Annotated in this window: 16 protein-coding genes; 8 read left to right on the top strand and 8 right to left on the bottom strand. The window is 71.4% G+C overall.

Annotation, left to right across the window (positions count from 1 at the left end):
* Positions 1 to 68: 68 nt before the first annotated feature.
* Positions 69 to 1715, top strand: a complete 1647-nt coding sequence (locus tag HNQ07_RS03420; RefSeq protein ID WP_184109467.1) for a methylmalonyl-CoA mutase family protein — start codon at positions 69 to 71, stop codon at positions 1713 to 1715.
* Between the two features lie 75 nt (positions 1716 to 1790).
* On the opposite strand, the gene glgC is transcribed toward HNQ07_RS03420, so the two are convergent.
* Complete coding sequence (gene glgC / locus HNQ07_RS03415) at positions 1791 to 3032, bottom strand: glucose-1-phosphate adenylyltransferase (RefSeq protein ID WP_184109466.1); 1242 nt, start codon at positions 3030 to 3032, stop codon at positions 1791 to 1793.
* A 236-nt stretch (positions 3033 to 3268) separates the two neighbouring features.
* The gene (gene miaA / locus HNQ07_RS03410; protein ID WP_373297930.1) at positions 3269 to 4192 is read right to left on the bottom strand and encodes a tRNA (adenosine(37)-N6)-dimethylallyltransferase MiaA; all 924 of its coding nucleotides are present in this window, start codon (positions 4190 to 4192) and stop codon (positions 3269 to 3271) included.
* A 44-nt stretch (positions 4193 to 4236) separates the two neighbouring features.
* Between miaA and HNQ07_RS03405 the strand changes: the two genes are divergently transcribed.
* On the top strand, positions 4237 to 4641 hold the full coding sequence (locus HNQ07_RS03405; protein ID WP_184109464.1) for an Hsp20/alpha crystallin family protein: 405 nt from the start codon (positions 4237 to 4239) through the stop codon (positions 4639 to 4641).
* Positions 4642 to 4644: 3 nt separating this feature from the next.
* Here HNQ07_RS03405 and HNQ07_RS03400 read toward each other — a convergent pair whose 3' ends face one another.
* The 4 genes from HNQ07_RS03400 to HNQ07_RS03385 form a co-directional block, all read right to left on the bottom strand.
* Positions 4645 to 5391, bottom strand: coding sequence for a shikimate dehydrogenase (locus tag HNQ07_RS03400; protein ID WP_184109463.1), 747 nt, complete (start codon positions 5389 to 5391; stop codon positions 4645 to 4647).
* Positions 5392 to 5461: 70 nt separating this feature from the next.
* Positions 5462 to 6202 (bottom strand): hypothetical protein, encoded by a 741-nt coding sequence (locus HNQ07_RS03395; RefSeq protein ID WP_184109462.1) that lies wholly within the window; start codon positions 6200 to 6202, stop codon positions 5462 to 5464.
* A 70-nt stretch (positions 6203 to 6272) separates the two neighbouring features.
* Positions 6273 to 7430 (bottom strand): bifunctional glutamate N-acetyltransferase/amino-acid acetyltransferase ArgJ, encoded by a 1158-nt coding sequence (gene argJ / locus HNQ07_RS03390; RefSeq protein WP_184109461.1) that lies wholly within the window; start codon positions 7428 to 7430, stop codon positions 6273 to 6275.
* Positions 7431 to 7476: 46 nt separating this feature from the next.
* Positions 7477 to 8394, bottom strand: coding sequence for a transglutaminase-like domain-containing protein (locus HNQ07_RS03385; protein WP_184109460.1), 918 nt, complete (start codon positions 8392 to 8394; stop codon positions 7477 to 7479).
* Between the two features lie 108 nt (positions 8395 to 8502).
* On the opposite strand from HNQ07_RS03385, the gene HNQ07_RS03380 reads away from it, so the two are divergent.
* Positions 8503 to 10542, top strand: a complete 2040-nt coding sequence (locus HNQ07_RS03380) for a thioredoxin domain-containing protein (protein WP_184109459.1) — start codon at positions 8503 to 8505, stop codon at positions 10540 to 10542.
* Between the two features lie 96 nt (positions 10543 to 10638).
* On the opposite strand, the gene rpiA is transcribed toward HNQ07_RS03380, so the two are convergent.
* Positions 10639 to 11343 carry a ribose 5-phosphate isomerase A gene (gene rpiA / locus HNQ07_RS03375; RefSeq protein WP_184109458.1) on the bottom strand — a complete coding sequence of 235 codons (705 nt, stop codon included), beginning with the start codon at positions 11341 to 11343 and terminating at the stop codon, positions 10639 to 10641.
* Complete coding sequence (gene prxQ / locus HNQ07_RS03370; RefSeq protein WP_184109457.1) at positions 11336 to 11827, bottom strand: thioredoxin-dependent peroxiredoxin PrxQ; 492 nt, start codon at positions 11825 to 11827, stop codon at positions 11336 to 11338. Before prxQ ends, rpiA begins: the two co-directional genes overlap by 8 nt.
* A gap of 115 nt (positions 11828 to 11942) precedes the next feature.
* Between prxQ and deoC the strand changes: the two genes are divergently transcribed.
* The 5 genes from deoC to HNQ07_RS03345 are packed head-to-tail and all read left to right on the top strand — an operon-like array spanning position 11943 to position 16654.
* Positions 11943 to 12605, top strand: coding sequence for a deoxyribose-phosphate aldolase (gene deoC / locus HNQ07_RS03365; protein WP_229831754.1), 663 nt, complete (start codon positions 11943 to 11945; stop codon positions 12603 to 12605).
* Positions 12605 to 13237: a Maf family nucleotide pyrophosphatase gene (locus HNQ07_RS03360; RefSeq protein WP_184109455.1), complete on the top strand. Its 633-nt coding sequence runs from the start codon at positions 12605 to 12607 to the stop codon at positions 13235 to 13237. The genes deoC and HNQ07_RS03360 overlap by 1 nt, the downstream gene beginning before the upstream one ends.
* Entirely contained in the window at positions 13234 to 14013 is a 780-nt protein-coding gene (mreC, locus tag HNQ07_RS03355; RefSeq protein WP_229831755.1) for a rod shape-determining protein MreC, read from the top strand. The genes HNQ07_RS03360 and mreC overlap by 4 nt, the downstream gene beginning before the upstream one ends.
* Positions 14010 to 14546: a Rod shape-determining protein MreD gene (locus HNQ07_RS03350; protein WP_229831756.1), complete on the top strand. Its 537-nt coding sequence runs from the start codon at positions 14010 to 14012 to the stop codon at positions 14544 to 14546. Before mreC ends, HNQ07_RS03350 begins: the two co-directional genes overlap by 4 nt.
* The gene (locus HNQ07_RS03345; protein WP_184109454.1) at positions 14543 to 16654 is read left to right on the top strand and encodes a penicillin-binding transpeptidase domain-containing protein; all 2112 of its coding nucleotides are present in this window, start codon (positions 14543 to 14545) and stop codon (positions 16652 to 16654) included. The genes HNQ07_RS03350 and HNQ07_RS03345 overlap by 4 nt, the downstream gene beginning before the upstream one ends.
* The last annotated feature ends 193 nt before the right edge of the window (positions 16655 to 16847 follow it).

Here is a 16847-nt window from a genome sequence, read left to right as displayed (position 1 = left end):
GGACTGCTATCCTGGCGCCAACCTAACGAGCGTTTGTTCTCCATATCCGTGGAGCTGGAGGTCACCGCATGAAGACCAAGAACGAGTGGATGCGCAGCGTCTACAGCCCGGCCGCCCAGGCGTTCCCGGAACGCAAGTACACCTTCAAGAACCTCTCGGACATAGAGCCGGAGCCGATCTACACCGCCGACGACCTGAAGGACTGGGACGCCGGGCGCGATCTAGGTTACCCCGGCGAGTTCCCGTACACCCGCGGCGTGCAGCCCAGCGTGTACCGCGGCAAGCTGTGGACCATGCGGATGTTCGCCGGCTTCGGCAGCGCCGAGCAGACGAATGAACGCTTCCACGCGCTGCTGGGTGCCGGGCAGACCGGCCTGTCCACCGCCTTCGACCTCCCGACCCTGATGGGCTACGACTCGGATCATCCCTTCAGCCGCGGCGAGGTCGGCAAATGCGGCGTGGCGGTGAGTTCCCTGGCAGACATGGAGGTGCTGTTCCGCGGTATCGACCCCACCGCCGTCACCACGTCCATGACCATCAACAGCCCGGCCAACGCGGTCTGGGCCATGTACATCGCCAACGCGCAGAAGCAGGGCAAGGATCTGGGACGGGTCGGCGGCACGATCCAGAACGACATCCTGAAGGAATTTATCGCGCAGAAGGAGTTCATCTACCCGCCGGCGCCCAGCGTGAAGCTGGTGATCGACACCTTCGAATGGGGCCCGAAGGTCGTGCCGAAGTGGAACTTCATCTCGGTCAGCGGCTACCACATCCGCGAGGCCGGCGCGACCGGCGTGCAGGAACTCGCGTTCACGCTGGCCGACGGCTTCCACTACGTGGAGAAGGCGCTGGAGCGCGGCCTGGACATCGACGAGTTCGCGCCGCGCATCTCGTTCTTCTGGGACATCCACAACGACTTCTTCGAGGAGATCGCCAAGCTCCGCGCCGCCCGCCGCATCTGGGCGCGGCAGATGCGTGACCGCTACGGCGCGAAGAACCCGCGCAGCTGGATGCTGCGCACGCACTCGCAGACCGCCGGAGTGTCGCTGCCCGCCCAGCAGCCGCTGAACAACATCGCGCGCGTGGCGATCCAGGCACTCGCGGCGGTGCTGGGCGGCACCCAGAGCCTGCACACCGACGCCTTCGACGAGGCGCTGGCCCTGCCCACCGAGGAGGCCGCGACCATCGCGCTGCGCACCCAGCAGATCATCGCGTTTGAGACCGGCGTGGCCGGCGTGGTCGATCCGCTGGCCGGCAGCTACTACGTCGAGAAACTGACCAGCGACATCGAGGCCGCCGCGATGGGCTACATCGAGCAGATCCGCGCCATGGGCGGCGTGGAGGCGGGCATCGACTCCGGGTTCTTCCAGCTGGAGATGGCCGAGGCCGCGTACCGCTACCAGCGCGAGGTCGAGCGCGGCGAGCGGATCGTCGTGGGCGTGAACGACTTCGTGCAGGACGCCGTCGAGGTGCCCATCCAGCTGATCGACCCGCAGGTCGAGAAGGTGCAGGAGGCGCGGCTCGCCCAGGTGCGCCGCGAACGTGACCCTGCGCGGGTCGAGGCCGCCCTGAGCGCCCTGCGCGACACGGCTGTGACGGGCGCGAACTCCATGCCCGCCTTCCTCGAGTGCGCGCACGCCTACGCCACACTGGGCGAGCAGATGGACGTCCTCAAGGGCGTGTACGGCATCTACACCGAGCCCGTGCTGGTGTGAACACCGTCTGAAACCGGCGGCAGGCAGACGGCCTGAAGATCTCGGGCCATCTGCCTGCCGCCGTCTGCCCCCGAGTTAGAAGGAGTAGCTCTTCGGCACCACGACCACGCCCTTCTCGGTGATCGTGAAGCCGCGCGCGCGGTCCTCTTCCAGGTCCGTGCCGATCTTCGTGTACGGCGGAATCACCACGTTCTTGTCGACGATCGCGTTGCGGATGTGCGAGTTGCGGCCGACCTCGACGTCGTCGAACAGCACGCTGCTCTCGACCAGCGAATACGAGTGCGTGCGGACCGCGCGGCCCAGCACCGAGTCGCGCACCGTGCCGCCGCTGATGATGGTGCCCCCGGCCATGATCGAGTTGAAGGCCTGGCCGCGGCGGCCCTCGGTCTCGTGCACGAACTTGGCGGGCGGGCTGAACTCGCTGCTGGTGCGCAGCGCCCACTGCGGGTTGTACAGGTCGAACTCGGGATTCACGCTGACCAAGTCCATGTTGGCGGCGTAGTACGCGTCGAGCGTCCCCACGTCGCGCCAGTAGGTGTTCGGGCCGGTCTGGCCGGGCACCGGGTTGCGGTGGTAATCGTAGGCGATCACGGTGTAGCCGTCCGACAGGGCGCGCGGGATCACGTCGCCGCCGAAGTCGAAGCCCTCCTCGCCGCCGGCCATATTCGTTTCGAGCAGTTCTTCCAGCGCGCGGCGCGAGAAGATGTAGTTGCCCATGCTGGTCAGGCTCATGCCCGGCTGGCCGGGGATGCTGGGCGGGTCCTTGGGTTTTTCCAGGAAGTCCGTGACCTTCCAGCGGTCGTCCACGTGCATGATCCCGAACTGGTGCGCCTGGGACTGCGGCATGGGGTACGCGGCGATGGTCAGGTCGGCGCGGGTGTCGATGTGGTGCTGCAGCATGTGCTCGACGTTCATCTTGTAGATGTGGTCGCCGCTGAAGATCGCCACGTAGTCCGAGTCGTGGTTGTCGATCAGATGCATGTTCTGGTACACGGCGTCGGCGGTGCCGCGGTACCACACCGGGCCGAGTTCCTCGAAGCGGTACATCTGTGCGGGCACCAGCGTGATGAAGTAGTCGCTGAGGAAGGTCCCGAAGCGCCAGCCTCGCTGGATGTGCTCGGTGAGGCTCTGCGCCTTGTACTGGGTGAGCACGTAGATGCTGAACACGCCCGAATTGATGAAGTTGTTGATGGCGAAGTCGATGATGCGGTACTTGCTGCCGAACGGCACGGCCGGCTTGCTGCGCTTCTGCGTGAGCGGCGCGAGCCGGGACCCCTGCCCGCCCGCAAGAATCATGCCCAGGACACGTGGTTTCATCAGTTCCCCCCCAGTGAGAATAGGCGTGTGCGTGAATGGTGCGACCCACCGGAACGCGATTTGTGCTTGCGTTCACTCTAACGTGCGCGCCCTGGCCTTCGGCAAGGTCCGCCCTAGAGGCCATTCATGATCGCACCGGCCATCCCCGCCCCGGACGTACATGAAGAATGTCATTTCCCGCGTGCTGGACGGAGTGAACGCCGGGTCAACACCTCCGGGCGGGCTTGCCGCGCGCCCTAGACGGCCCCGGCGAGGGCGGCCAGCACGGCCGCGAGCCGCCGTGCGGCGCCGTCCGGCGTGTCCAGCGGCGCGCCGAGCTGCGTGCGGATGAACGTCGCCTGCCGCTTGACGTACTGCCGGGTGGCGAGCGCGATCCGCTCCGCGGCGGCCTCTCTGCCGAGCTGGCCGCGGTGCACGGCCAGGGCGTCCCGGTAGCCGAGCGCCTGCCACACCGTCGGATGCGGCGCCGCATCCGGATCGACGGTGGCCGCGAGCCACGCCGCCTCCTGTGGCCAGCCAGCCCGCAGCATGGCCAGCGTACGGGCGGCAATGCGCGCCTCCGCATCAGCGGCGGGCCGGGCATACGCGATCACGTCGTACGCGAAGGCGGGCGGGCGCAGCGGGTAGTGGCCGGGCAGACGGCCGGTGCGCCGCAGCAGTTCCACCGCGCGCACCACCCGGCGGGGATTGCGCTCCATGCGCCGTTCCTCGGCCGGGTCCACCGCCGCGATCTCCGCGAGCAGCGAGTCCAGGCCGCGCTCCGCGAGGTCACGTTCCACGTCCGCGCGCACCAGCACGTCGGCCGGCGGCGTGGTGGGCAGGCCGCGACACAGCGCCCGCAGATAGAAGCCGGTGCCGCCGACCACCAGCGGCACGTTCCCGCGCGCCAGCACCGCGCCGATGGTCGCCTCGGCCTCCGCGACGAAGCGCGCCACGTCGTACGGCTCGGTGACGTCCACCACGTCGAGCAGGTGGTGCGGCACTCCCCGGCGCTCCGCCGCCGTGGGTTTGGCCGTGCCGAGGTCCAGGCCGCGGTACACGGTGAAGGCGTCCGCCGCCACGATCTCCACCCGCCCGGCCGGCAGCGCCGCCGCCGCGTCCACCGCCAGCGCGCTCTTCCCGGCGGCGGTCGGCGCGGTCAGGATCGGGACGAACGGCACGCGCGGCATTCTATGGAATTCGGGCAGGTGCTAGCGTGGTGGGCATGAACGAGCCCGTACTCGCGCGACTGCAGCAGCTCATGACCCTGCGTGAGGAGGTCGAGACCCTCGGGTCCGGCGGGCCGTGGATTCCGGCGGCCGACTGGACCGACGAGGACACCCACCTGATCCTGCACCTGGACATACCCGGCGTGAGCGCCGACAGCCTGGAACTGCTGGAGGAGGGCAGCACCGTGACCGTCAGCGGCGAGCGCCCGGCCCTGGCGCGCCTGATCGGCGGCGACCGCCCGGCCGGGGCGTTTCGGCGCAGCTTCACCTTTCCGCAGGATGTGCTGCCGCAGACCGGCGAGGCGCAGCTCCGGCACGGCATCCTGAGCGTGCGCTTCCAGAAGCGCCACCCGACCATCGACGTGCACGCCGAGGACCTCGACGCCCACCCGGCCGAGTGAGTCCTATGCCAGCGCCGGCAGCAGCGGCAGCAGGTCATCCGTGCGGAAGCGGTGCCCGGTGGCGTGGTCGAGCTGCCGGCACAGCCGCTGCGCCGGCAGGCGGGACAAGTCGAGCACGCTCCCGGCCGCCGTGCCCGCCGCGTGCCCGGTCAGGTCGACCACGGTGTGGTACGGGTGCAGAAGCCCCGGCGGCAGCGCCCCCCGCGTGAGGACGATCAGGTCGGCGCGGTCGGCCAGCGCGGCCACGGACGGGTCCCGGCGGCTGACCGGGTAGGCGCGCACGCCGGCCGGCAGGTGCCGCGCGGCGCCCTCGGCCTCCGGGGTGGTCTCGGCAACCACGCCGATGTCGGTGAAGCCCAGGCGCGTCAGCGGCAGCGCCAGCGCGAGGTCCGACGCCGACTGGCCCAGCAGCAGCGCGCTCGCGCCGCGCGTGGCGTACCCGCTGTCCTCGACCACGTCAGACAGCGCGTCGGCCAGGGCAAAGGTGCCGTGGACGCCCCCGGCGAAGGCCACACTGTCCACCCGCCCGGCCCGCTGCGCGGCCACGTCGGCCTGGGTGACACTCAGCGCCGCGCCCTCCACGCTGGGGTGCACCAGCGCCCCGCTGAAGGGCAGGGTGCGGCACGCGTCCATCACGGCGCCCAGGTCGTCGTGCGGGACCGACACGGCGACCACCCCCAGGTCGCGCAGGGCGCGGGCCGCCGCGCTGGTGTAGCCGATCAGGGCAAGGGGCGCGTCGGGAGCGGGCATCGCCGGGAAGTGTAGCGTTCCCCGGGCGGCGCGTGCGGCCCACCCCCTCCAGGGGGCGGTGCGGGCCGCGTCAGGGTTGCCGGAGGCGGCGCACACCGACGCTGAGGACCGCGCACGCCAGCGGCACCAGCCCGGCCGCACGGCGCTGGGTGAGGCCCAGGCTCAGTGCCGCAAACGCCGCGATCCGGGCACGCCGCACGTCCTGATCCCGCACCTGGCGCGGAGCACGGTCGCACTCGCTGGTCACCCTCTCGGGCCGGACCAGCAGCGGGCCGAGAGCCAGCGCGGCGGCGAGCGGCCCCAGCGATCCTGTCGGGCCGGAGCGCGCCAACCACGCCGGAACCGATGCGCCCAGCACCGGCACGGCCGCCGTGGGCGTGGGCCGCACCACGAAGGCCGCCAGTCCCGGCAGCAGCGCCGCGCTACGGCTGCCCGTCGCCGCGGTGAGCGCCGTCTGCGCGAGCATCGCCGCGTGGTCCAGCACTGTCGGCGGTTCGCCTGTGGTGCCCGCGAGCACCCGCAGGCCGCTCAGCGCGCCCAGACCCGGCAGCGCGGTGTCCAGTCCGGCCAGCCCCGCCACTGCCCCCAGCGGTAGCGCGGCATTGGCGGTCACGGGATGGTCCGGGTCGAGTTCCCGCGCGGTCGCCCACGCCAGGAAGGCGAGGCCCGCAGCGTCCAGCGCCCGTCCCCACGACTGGCCCCGCCGCCGCGCCAGCACGAGGGTCACGCCGGCGCCGACCAGCGCGACCCGGTTCGAGGAGTACCGCAGATCGAGCGGTCGGGCCAGGGCGGACACGGGCAGGGAGGCCATCCGCGCAGGGTAGCGCTGCGCCCTGGGGGCACGGTCCGGCCTCAAGGCACGGTGAACACCCCGGCGACGGTCAGGTCGTGTAGTCCGCGTTGATGCTCACGTACTCGGCGCTCAGGTCGCAGCCCCACGCCTCGCCGTGTGCGCTGCCCACGCCCAGATCGACGTCGAACACGACCTCGTCGGCCTTCATGCTCGCGCTCACGGCGGCGTCCTCGTAGGGCAGCGGACGGCCTGCGAAGACCGGCTGGCCCTGCACGCTGACCTTCATGCGCTCGATGTCCACGGCGGCGCCGCTGCGGCCGACCGCCATGATCACCCGGCCCCAGTTCGGGTCGTTGCCGTGCACAGCACTCTTGAGCAGCGGGCTCACGCAGCACGTGCGGGCGGCCAGCAGCGCCTCGGCCTCGCTGCGCGCGCCGGTCACGCGCACCGTGAGCAGCTTGCTGGCGCCCTCGCCGTCCGCGGCGATCTGGCGGGCCAGGTCACGCATCACGCCCTCCAGCGCCTCCAGGAAGACCTTCAGGTCCACCGGCCCGGCCTCGCCGTTCGCCAGCACCACGGCCATGTCGTTCGTGCTGGTGTCGCCGTCCACCGTCACCGCATTGAAGGTCCGGGCCACGATGGCGGGGAACGCGGCGCGCAGCGCGGTCTGCCCCACCTCGGCGTCGGTGAATGCGAAGGCGAACATGGTCGCCATGTCCGGGTGGATCATGCCGCTGCCCTTGGCCGTCCCCACGATGCGCGCGCCGCCCGGCAGCGTGGCGTGTGCCAGCTTCACGCGGGTGTCGGTGGTCATGATCGCGTGCGCGAAGGCGTCGGCGCCGCCGTCCAGCTCGTCCGGTAGATGCTCGATGCCGCTCAGGACGCGGTCCATCGGCAGCAGGTGCCCGATGATCCCGGTGCTCGCGGTGAGCACCTGCTCGGCCGCCACGTTCATGACGCTGCCGAAGGCGTCGGCCATATCCTCGTTGTCGTGGGCGCCGCGCGCGCCGGTCGCCGCGTTGGCGATCCCGGCGTTCACGACCAGGCCCCGCACGCCCTGCCCGCCGGCGTACAGGTCACGGTTGCGCGTCACGCACGCGGCGGCGGTCGTGGAGCGGGTGCCCGCGAAGGCCCACGTGCAGGTCGTGGCGGACACCACGCCGCTCAGGTCGGTCTTGCCGCTGGGTTTGATGCCGGCCGCCATGACCGCCGCCTGGAACCCCTGGGGAAGGGAAAGGGAACTCATGCCCGGAGTGTAGCGGGACCGCGCGGCGACGCGGGCCGGGCCGCCCTCAGAAGATGCGCGGGTTCGGCGGGATGTCCAGGGTGTTCGCCGCCGTCGTCTCGTCGGCCCAGACCTTCATGTGCGTCAGGCGTGCGCTGCCGAAGGTGGTGGTGAAGGCCACATCGGACGCGTCTCGGCCCTGCGCGATCAGCACGCGGCCCGCGCGGGGCTTGTTGTGCCGGGCGTCGAAGGTGCGCCACTGGCCGTCCAGGAACACCTCGAACCACGCATGGAAGTCCATCGGCACCGGGTCCGGCACGATGTCGATGTCCGGCAGGTACCCGCACACGTAGCGCGCCGGGATGTTCAGTGCGCGGCAGAACGCCACGCCCATGTGCGCGAAGTCGCGGCACACCGCGCGCTTGCTGTCGAAGGCCTGCTTCGCGGTGGTGGCGGACGTGCTGCCATAACCGTACACGCACTCGCTGTACAGGAAGTCGCTCACCGCCTGCACCTGCGCCCAGCCGCCCTGGATGTGCCCGAAGCGCTCCCACGCCTCGGCACCGACCAGGTCGCTGTCGACGTAGCGGCTGGGCAGCAGGTACGCGATGGTCTCGTCCGGCAAGTCCTCGACCGGCGTCTTGCGCAGCGAGTGCAGCTGCGGATCGGGGTTCCGCGTGACCTCCGCGATCAGGTCGTGCCCGAGCGTGAAGGTGCCGGGGGGCGCCAGCACGCGCCAGATCACGTTGCCGTGCATGTCGGTGTAGGTGTGGATGCCCTCGGCGGCGCCGAGCATGCGCTGCTCGATGATGCGCTGGCGCGTGGCGGTCGTGGCGGGGCGGTCCGTGGGCTGCACCACGAACAGCATGGGCGTGGGGTACGGGACCTCGAAGGTGAGGGAGAACCCCGCGCGGACTCGGACGGGGTTCGGGATGGCACCGGGGTCGTGTGCTGACGGCTCGGGAGAAGACTCGGGCGGGGCCATACCCTCCAGTGTGCCGCGTTCCAGGCCCGGCGCGGGTGTGAAGTCTACTCCAGGCTGCGTTCACGTTCTCCAGGGGCGGGGTTTTGGCCTTGACGCTACGCTGCGTCTATGAACCGCCTGTCTGGAGAATCCAGTCCGTACCTCCGCCAGCACGCCGACAACCCGGTGGACTGGCGCCCGTGGGGCGAGGACGCCTTTGCCGAGGCGCGTGATCGGGACGTGCCGGTGCTGCTGTCGGTGGGGTACTCCACGTGCCACTGGTGCCACGTGATGGCCCACGAGAGCTTCGAGGACGCGGACACGGCCGCGCAGATGAACGCGCAGTTCGTGAACGTCAAGGTGGACCGCGAGGAGCGCCCGGACGTGGACGCGGTGTACATGGCGGCCACCCAGGCCATGACCGGGCAGGGCGGATGGCCGATGACGGTCTTCCTGACACCAGGGGGCGAGCCCTTCCATGCCGGCACGTACTTTCCGCCGCGCGACGGACACGGCCTGCCGAGCTTCCGGAGGGTGATGTCGGCCGTGACCCGCGCGTGGACCGAGGAGCGCGAGCAGATCGTGGGCAGCGCGCAGGCGCTGAGCGCCCACATCCGCGAGGCCAGCCGGCCCGCGCCCGCGGAAGGCACCCTGCCACCGGACGGCCCCGACCGCGCCGTGGCCGCACTGCGCCGGGCGTACGACGCCGCGCAGGGGGGCTTCGGGCACGCGCCGAAGTTCCCCGCGCCGACCACCCTGGACTTCCTGCTGACCCGCGCGGATGGGCGCGACATGGCCCTGGGCACACTGCGGGCGATGCTCGCGGGCGGCCTCCACGACCAGCTCGGCGGGGGCTTCCACCGCTACTCGGTGGACGAGCGCTGGCGGGTGCCCCACTTCGAGAAGATGCTGTACGACAACGCTCAGCTCACGCGCACGCTGCTGCACGCGTGGCAGCACACCGGCGACGCGGCCTTCGAGCGCGCCGCCCGCTCCACCCTGGCGTATCTGCTGCGCAAGATGCGCGACCCGGCCGGGGGCTTTTACTCCGCGCAGGACGCGGACACCGCAGGCGTGGAGGGCCTGACCTTCACGTGGACACCGGACGAGGTGCGCGCCGCGCTGCCGGACCCGGAGGGCGCCGAGCTGCTGCTCACGCACCTGGGCATCCGTCCCGAGGGGGATTTCCTCGACCCGCACCGCCCGGAGTACGGCCGGCGCAGCGTGCCGCACGTGGCGGTGCCGGTCGCCACCCTCGCGGCCAGGGCGGGCGTGCCGGAGGCCGAGCTGGCCGCCCGGCTCGACGACCTGAGGGGCCGCATGTTCGCCGTGCGGACGCAGCGGCCGCAGCCCGGCACCGATACGAAGGTGCTCGCGTCGTGGAACGGCCTGGTCCTCGCCGCCTTCGCGGACGCGGCGCGCATCCTCCAGGACGACACGTACGCGGAGGTGGCGCGCGCCGTCGCGGCGTTCCTGCGGGAGCACATGCGCCTCGCGGACGGCACCCTGCGCCACACCTGGGCGGACGGCGCATCGCGCGTCGAGGGTCTGCTGGAAGACCACGCCCTGGTCGCCCTGGGGCTGGTGGCGCTGTTCCAGGCGGACGGCGACCCCGCGCACCTGCACTGGGCGCGCGAGCTGTGGGACGTGACCGTGCGCGACTTCTGGAACGACGAGGCCGGCGTGTTCATGGCGTCCGGCGGCCAGGCCGAGCCGCTGCTCGCGCGGCAGGCGCCGGGTTTCGACTCGGCCGTGATCAGCGACAACGCCGCCGCCGCCCTGCTCGCGCTGTGGATGGACCGCTACTTCGCGGTTCCCGGCGCCGAGGACAAGGCCCGGCGCACCGTGGACGCCTTCGCGCGCGACATGCTCGCCGCGACCGGAGGCTTCGGCGGGCTGTGGCAGGCCGCCGCCTTCCTGAACGCCCCACACGCCGAGGTTGCCATCATCGGCACCGCGAACGAGCGGCGCGCGCTGGAGACGGTGGCAGCCACGTGTCCCCTGCCCTTCGTCGCGCTGTCCTTCACGGAGGCCGGGGACGACCTGCCGGTGCTGGAGGGCCGACCCGGCGGTGGACTGGGCTACGTGTGCGTGAACCGCACCTGCGACCTGCCCACCCGTGACCCGGCCGTGTTCCGCGCGCAACTCGAAGCGCTGACCGGAGTGTGAGTCCCAGCGGTCACAGGTTCCGTCGAACCAACGCCCTCTGGTTGATTTGAGGGGAGTGGGCAGGAACGCCCCCGACCCGTCACCGGCGGCCCGCGGTCAGGCCGGCCGCACCAGTTCCCGCACGCCGTCCGGTGCGGCCACGAAGGCGTGCGTCGCCATGCCCAGGAAGAAGCCGGTGTCCACCACGCCGAGCGTGCCCTTGAGCTGGCGCTCCAGGGTGGCCGGGTCAAACGTCTCCGGCAGCTGCGCGTCGTAGATGTAGTTGCCGTTGTCGGTCACGTACGGCTGCGCGCCCGGCTGGCGCAGGCGGCCGCCCGGCAGCTGGGCGCGCAGGCGCTCAATGGTGCTCAGGAAGCCGAAGCGCGCGATCTCGATGGGCAGCGGCGCCTTCTGGCCCAGCCGCTCCACGACCTTGGTGTGGTCCGCGATGATCACCAGCTGCCGGGCCTGAATCTCGGTGAGTTTCTCGCGCAGCAGCGCGCCGCCCAGGCCCTTGATCAGATTCAGCTGCGGGTCGATCTCGTCCGCGCCGTCGATGGCGAGGTCGAGCGGCCGGGGGTCGAGCACCTCGACCCGCAGGCCCAGGCTGCGGGCCAGGGTGTCGCTCGCCTCGCTGGTGGCGACTCCGGTGATGTCCGTGAGTTCGCCGGCCTGTATCCGCCGCGCGAGTTCCTCGATGGCGTACTTGGCGGTGCTGCCGGTGCCCAGGCCGACCCGCATGCCGCTGCGCACCAGGTGCGTGGCGCGTACAGCCGCTTCCTTCTTCAGGGCCTCCAGATCGGGAACGGGGTGGTCAGGCACGGCGGGCGCGGTCCTTGTCGATGGCGTCCGCGACCGCGTCGGCGTGACCGTCCACCTTCACGGCCAGCCATGCCCGCACCAGCCGGCCGTCCGGGCCGATCAGGAAGGTCTGGCGCTTGATGCCCTGGGTGACCTTGCCGTACAGGTTCTTCTCGCCGTACGCGCCGATGGACTTCAGATACGCGGCGCCGTCGTCCACCAGCAGCGGGAACGGCAGGCTGAACTTCTCGGCGAATTCTGCGTGGCTCTCGGCGTCGTCCGCGCTGATGCCCACGATGGCGGCGCCGTGGCCCCTGAGCAGGGCGTTGTCGCGGAAGTCGCACGCTTCCTTGGTGCAGCCGGGCGTGTCGTCCTTGGGGTAGGCGTACAGCACCACGTAGCGTCCCTGCAAATCGGACAGGGCGTGCGTGTGGCCGTGCGCGTCCGGCAGCGAGAACTCGGGGAAGGCGTCACCGGGAGCGGGCGTCGTCGGGGCACTCGTCATGCGTCCAGGCTAACGCAGGGCCGCACTTCCGGGGTGGCGCGGGACCGGCTGCCCCGCCCGCCTGCACCGTTTGGCGGTTGAGTTCTTCCCATGAGAGCTGCGTATGCTGGAGGGCGTGAAGCTCGCGCCGTACATCGACCACACCCTGCTCAAGGCGACGGCCACGCCCGCCGACATCGCCACGCTGTGCGCGGAAGCCCGTGACCACGGCTTCTACGCCGTGTGCCTCAACCCCGTGTACATTCCGCTGGCCGCGGAGCTGCTGACCGGCAGCGACGTGAAGATCGCCACCGTGTGCGGTTTTCCCCTGGGCGCCGTGTCCTCCGAGCAGAAGGCCATCGAGGCCCGCCTGAGCGCCGAGGCCGGCGCGGACGAGGTGGACATGGTGATCCACATCGGCGCGGCCCTGGCGGGCGACTGGGAGACGGTGCAGGCCGATGTGCGCGCGGTGCGCCGGGCGATTCCGGACCACGTGCTGAAGGTGATCATCGAAACCTGCTACCTGACCGACGACCAGAAGCGCGGCGCGACCGAGGCGGCCGTGCAGGGCGGCGCGGACTTCGTGAAGACCAGCACCGGGTTCGGCACCGGCGGCGCCACCCTGGACGACGTGCGCCTGATGCGCGACGTGATCGCGGGCCGCGCGCAGATCAAGGCGGCGGGCGGTGTGCGGACCCCGCAGGACGCGCGGGCCATGATCGAGGCCGGCGCCACACGCCTGGGGACGTCCGGCGGCGTGGCCCTGGTCACGGGCGACAGAGCGGGCGAGGGCTACTGATGGGACCCGAGGGCGCGCACCCCCGCACCGGGGTGCCGGAGGTGATCCTGGCGTCCGGCAGTCCGCGGCGGCGCGAGCTGCTGGGTCTGCTGGGCGTGCCGTTCCGCGTGCGGGTCAGCGGCGAGCCCGAGAACAGCGCCACCGCGCAGCCGGACGCGCTGGCGGGCGAGCTGGCCCTCGTGAAGGCCCGGGCGGTCGCCGCCGCCGAGCCCGGCGCGGTTGTGATCGGTTCGGACACCGTGGTCGCGCTGGACGGCACGCTGCTCGGCAAGCCCGCCGACGCGGCCGAGAACGCCGCCTTCCTGCGCACCCTGGCGGGCCGCACCCACCAGGTGTACACCGGCGTGGGCGTCGTGCACGGCGCACACGAGCACGTCGAGGTGTCCCGCGCGGACGTCACCTTCCGCGACCTGACGCCCGGCGAGATTGCCCACTACGCCGCGTCCGGCGAGGGGCTCGACAAGGCCGGCGGCTACGGCATCCAGGCGCTCGGCATGGCGCTGGTCCTGCGGATCGAGGGCGAGTACAGCACCGTGGTCGGCTTCCCGCTGTCGGTGGTGATCCGCCTTCTGCGCGCCGCCGGCGTGCCCGTGTGGAACGAGCCGCACGCTCCGGAGCTGCGCCCGGCGTGAACTGGCGGCGCTTACTGGTCGTGTACGCGCTGCTGCTGGGCATCAGCATGGCGGCCACGCGCTTCCAGGTGGTCGCCCCCACGGCCCTGCGCGCCTCGACGGTGCCGGTCACCCGCATCAGCGTGACGGTCGCGGACAACCTGCGCCACGCCTACGACACGCTGGTGCACGAGCGGGAACTGTCGCGCGAGAACGCCAGCCTCCGAAAGCAGGTGGGCGTCCTGCGCCAGCGCAATGAACTGCTCACCCGCGAGGCCGCGCGCCTGCGGCAACTCGATGTGATCACTCGCACGCAGGCACCCAACGCCGTGGGCATCGCGCAGGTGGTGGCCGTGTCGCCCAGCCCACTGATGGCGCGCCTGACCCTGAACCTCGGCCGCAACGCGGGCGTGCGCGTCCGCATGCCGGTCACGGTGCCCGGCGGTCTGGTCGGGCAGGTCTCCGACGTCGCGGCGCGGCAGTGCACGGTGGTCGCGCTGGTCGATCCCGAGAGCAGCGTGGGCGTGAGCCTGGACGGCAACAAGGGCGGGCGCGGCCTCGCGCAGGGCCTGCCGCCGGACCGGATGCGGGCCGAGTTCTCGCGCAGCGTGCCGATCAGGATCGGGGACGTGCTGGTCACGAACAGCCTGGGCGGCGTGTTCCCGGTGGGCATCCGCGTGGGCACCGTCGAGAAGATCATGCCGCTGGGCCCCAACGACCTCAACCGCGTGGTGATCGTGAAGCCCGCCGTGGACGTCGGCGTGGTCGAGGACGTCACCATCCTGGAGGGCCTGTGACCCTGGGCCGCCTGCCGCGCCGCGGCGCCGGGCGCGTGCTGCAGCCCGCCGCGCTGGTCGTGCTGCTGATCGCCGCGCAGGGCCTGCTGTCCCGGCTGACCGACGCCGCCGGCCTTCCCGCCCCCGACCTGTTCCTGCTGACCGGCGCGGGCCTGGCGTGGCGGATGCGGCCCGCGTGGGCGCTGGCCGCCGCGTACGGCGTGGGCCTGCTGCAGGACGTGCTGGGGGGCGGCATGCTGGGCCTGCACGCGGCCGGGGTGGCCGGCGGCGCGCTGCTGGTGCTGCTCGTCCGGCGCTACTTCTCGAACAGCGGTCCCGTGCAGGCGCTGCTGACGGTGGTGGCGGCCGTGGCGGGCGAGTGGCTGGCGTTCCTGGCCCTGACATACTGGCTGCGCTCGGACCTGGTGACGGTGCCGCTGCTGGTGAGGACGGTTCCGGTCATGTTCGCGGGAACACTTATCCTGTCCGGCGTGTGGGACCGCGTGATGACGTGGGGCTTCGGGCCGCGGTCGGCGCCGGAGGCCCTGTCGTGAGCCGCGCCGGCGACGTCCTCGACCGCCGCGACCGCCTGCGGCGCCGGGCCAGCGGCGCGCCCGCCGTGGCGCCCGCCCGGGCCCGGTCGAATGGCGCGGGGCGGGTCACGTGGATCGCGTTCGCCTTCAGCCTCGCGCTGGGCGCCCTGGGCGCGCGGCTGTACCAGCTCCAGATCATCGATCACAGCGAGTACGCGGTGCAGTCCACCAGCAACTTCCAGCGCGACGAGATCGTCCGGGCGCTGCGCGGCGAGATCCGCACCCGCGACGGCGTGCTGCTCGCCACCAACCGCCTCGCCGTGGACCTGGTGTACGCCGGCCGGCGCACCCCGAGCGACCCGGCGCAGGCCATTCCCTCGTGGGACAAGATCGTGTACCTCGCGGGCATTACGCCGGACATGGTCAGGAACGGGCAGCCGGTCGAACCCGACCGCAGCAAGGAGACCGAGGTGATCCTGGCGCGCAACGTGCCGGAGAAGAATCTCAGCGCGCTGTACGAGTACACGGTGCTGGTGCCGTCCCTGGAGCTGCGCCCGCGCCTGGAGCGCATCTACCCGCAGCACACCCTGGCCGCGCACCTGCTCGGCTACGTGCAGGAAGCCACCCAGGACCAAGTGCAGAATGGCGGGTACACCGTGGGCGACCTGGTGGGCCGCTCGGGCCTGGAAGCCAGCCTCCAGACCACCCTGGAGGGCAAGAACGGCCTGCGCCGCCGCGAGGTCACGGCCGCCGGCCGCCCGCAGACCGAGCGCATCATCGATCCCGGCAAGCAGGGCCAGAACATCACGCTGTCCATAGACTCCACGCTGCAACGCGCCGCCGAGCGTGCCCTGCAAGAAGGTCTGGAGGACGTGAACGCCGGCCGCAAGAAGTACGGCCAGCCGCCCGAGTCCGTGCTGCGCGGCGCCATCATCGCCATCGACCCGCGCACGAACGAGGTGCTGGCGATGGCGAGCAGCCCCACCTACGACCCGAACTGGTTCTCGCGGGTGCCCAGCCCGGACCCGGCAGCCCGGACCAAGGCCCTGACGTCGAACAGCCTGGACGCCGTGATGCAGAACCGCGCCGTGCAGACCTTCGACTCCGGCTCGGTGTTCAAGCCGACGTCCACGCTGGCCTTTATCGAGAAGTGGGGCAACCGCACGTTCAACTGCGCGCCGTATATCCGCTTCGGCGGGCCGCGCTACAACTGGCACCGCACCGGCAGCCTGGGCAACGTGGACGGCAAGCTCGCCATCGCGTTCTCGTGCAACACGTGGTACTACCAGGCGGCCATCTCGGCGGACCCGATCACCTACGCGAACTACCTGGGCCGGCGCGCGCAGGAACTCGGCTTCGGCCGCGACACCGGTCTGGAACTCGCCGGCGAGAAGACCGGGTACATCCCCAGCCCCGAGCACTTCAAGGAAACCTACGGCAAGACGAACGCCCGGCGCCAGGCGGCCGGCGAGGCGCCCATCGTGTACTACCCCGGGCAGGCGCTGTCCTTTGCGATCGGGCAGGACTCGCTGCTGGTCACGCCGTCGCAGGTGATCTCGGCCCTGTCCACCATCGAGAACCTCGGGGTGCGCCGGCCGCTGTCCCTGGTTCACGCGGTGGGCGGCGTCCCGGCGACCCGCCCGCCCGAACGAGTGCCCGGCAACCCCAAGGACTTCCAGCTCATCAAGGACGGCATGGCGATCACCACGGCCGGCACCACCCGCTGGGGCACGGCGCAGCACATCCTGGGGCCGAACTTCTTCCCGGTGCGGACCGCCGGCAAGACCGGCACCGCCGAGAACGGCATGAGCTTCCGCAAGGGCTACGCCTACACCAACGCGTGGTACGAGGGCTACGGCCCGATTGGAGACGGCCAGACGCCCAACTTCATGGTCGTGACGTTCTTCCAGAACGGCGGCGAGGGCTCCGGCCCCGGCCTGAACGCCGCCGCCAAGATGTTTGCCGCCCGCTGGTGCCTGAAGCTCGACGAACGCCACCACGCCCTGCCGGACCAGACGCCCTGCACCGGGGAGCTGACCCAGATGCACGCGCGCCTGGCCAAGGACGCCGCCAGGGCGAAGGCCGACGCGGCCACCGCAGCCGCAGGAACCGCGATCCAGACACCCTGACCTGAAAAGCGCAGTGTGACTGAATGCATACAGGACCTCCGTTCTGTCGTAGCCAGCCTCGGCGCCTCCCATGTCAGCCTTTCACGACACAGCGCGACGTGACCCGCCTCAGGAAGACCACAGGGCAGGGAGAGCAGATTCGGCAGAGCTGGTCACACGCGCTCCCCCGGATGCCACCGTGCGCAGAGCCCGC

Origin of the sequence: Deinococcus metalli, assembly GCF_014201805.1 — a bacterium.
GTDB lineage: Bacteria > Deinococcota > Deinococci > Deinococcales > Deinococcaceae > Deinococcus > Deinococcus metalli.
This window is presented reverse-complemented; position numbering and strand designations above follow the sequence as displayed.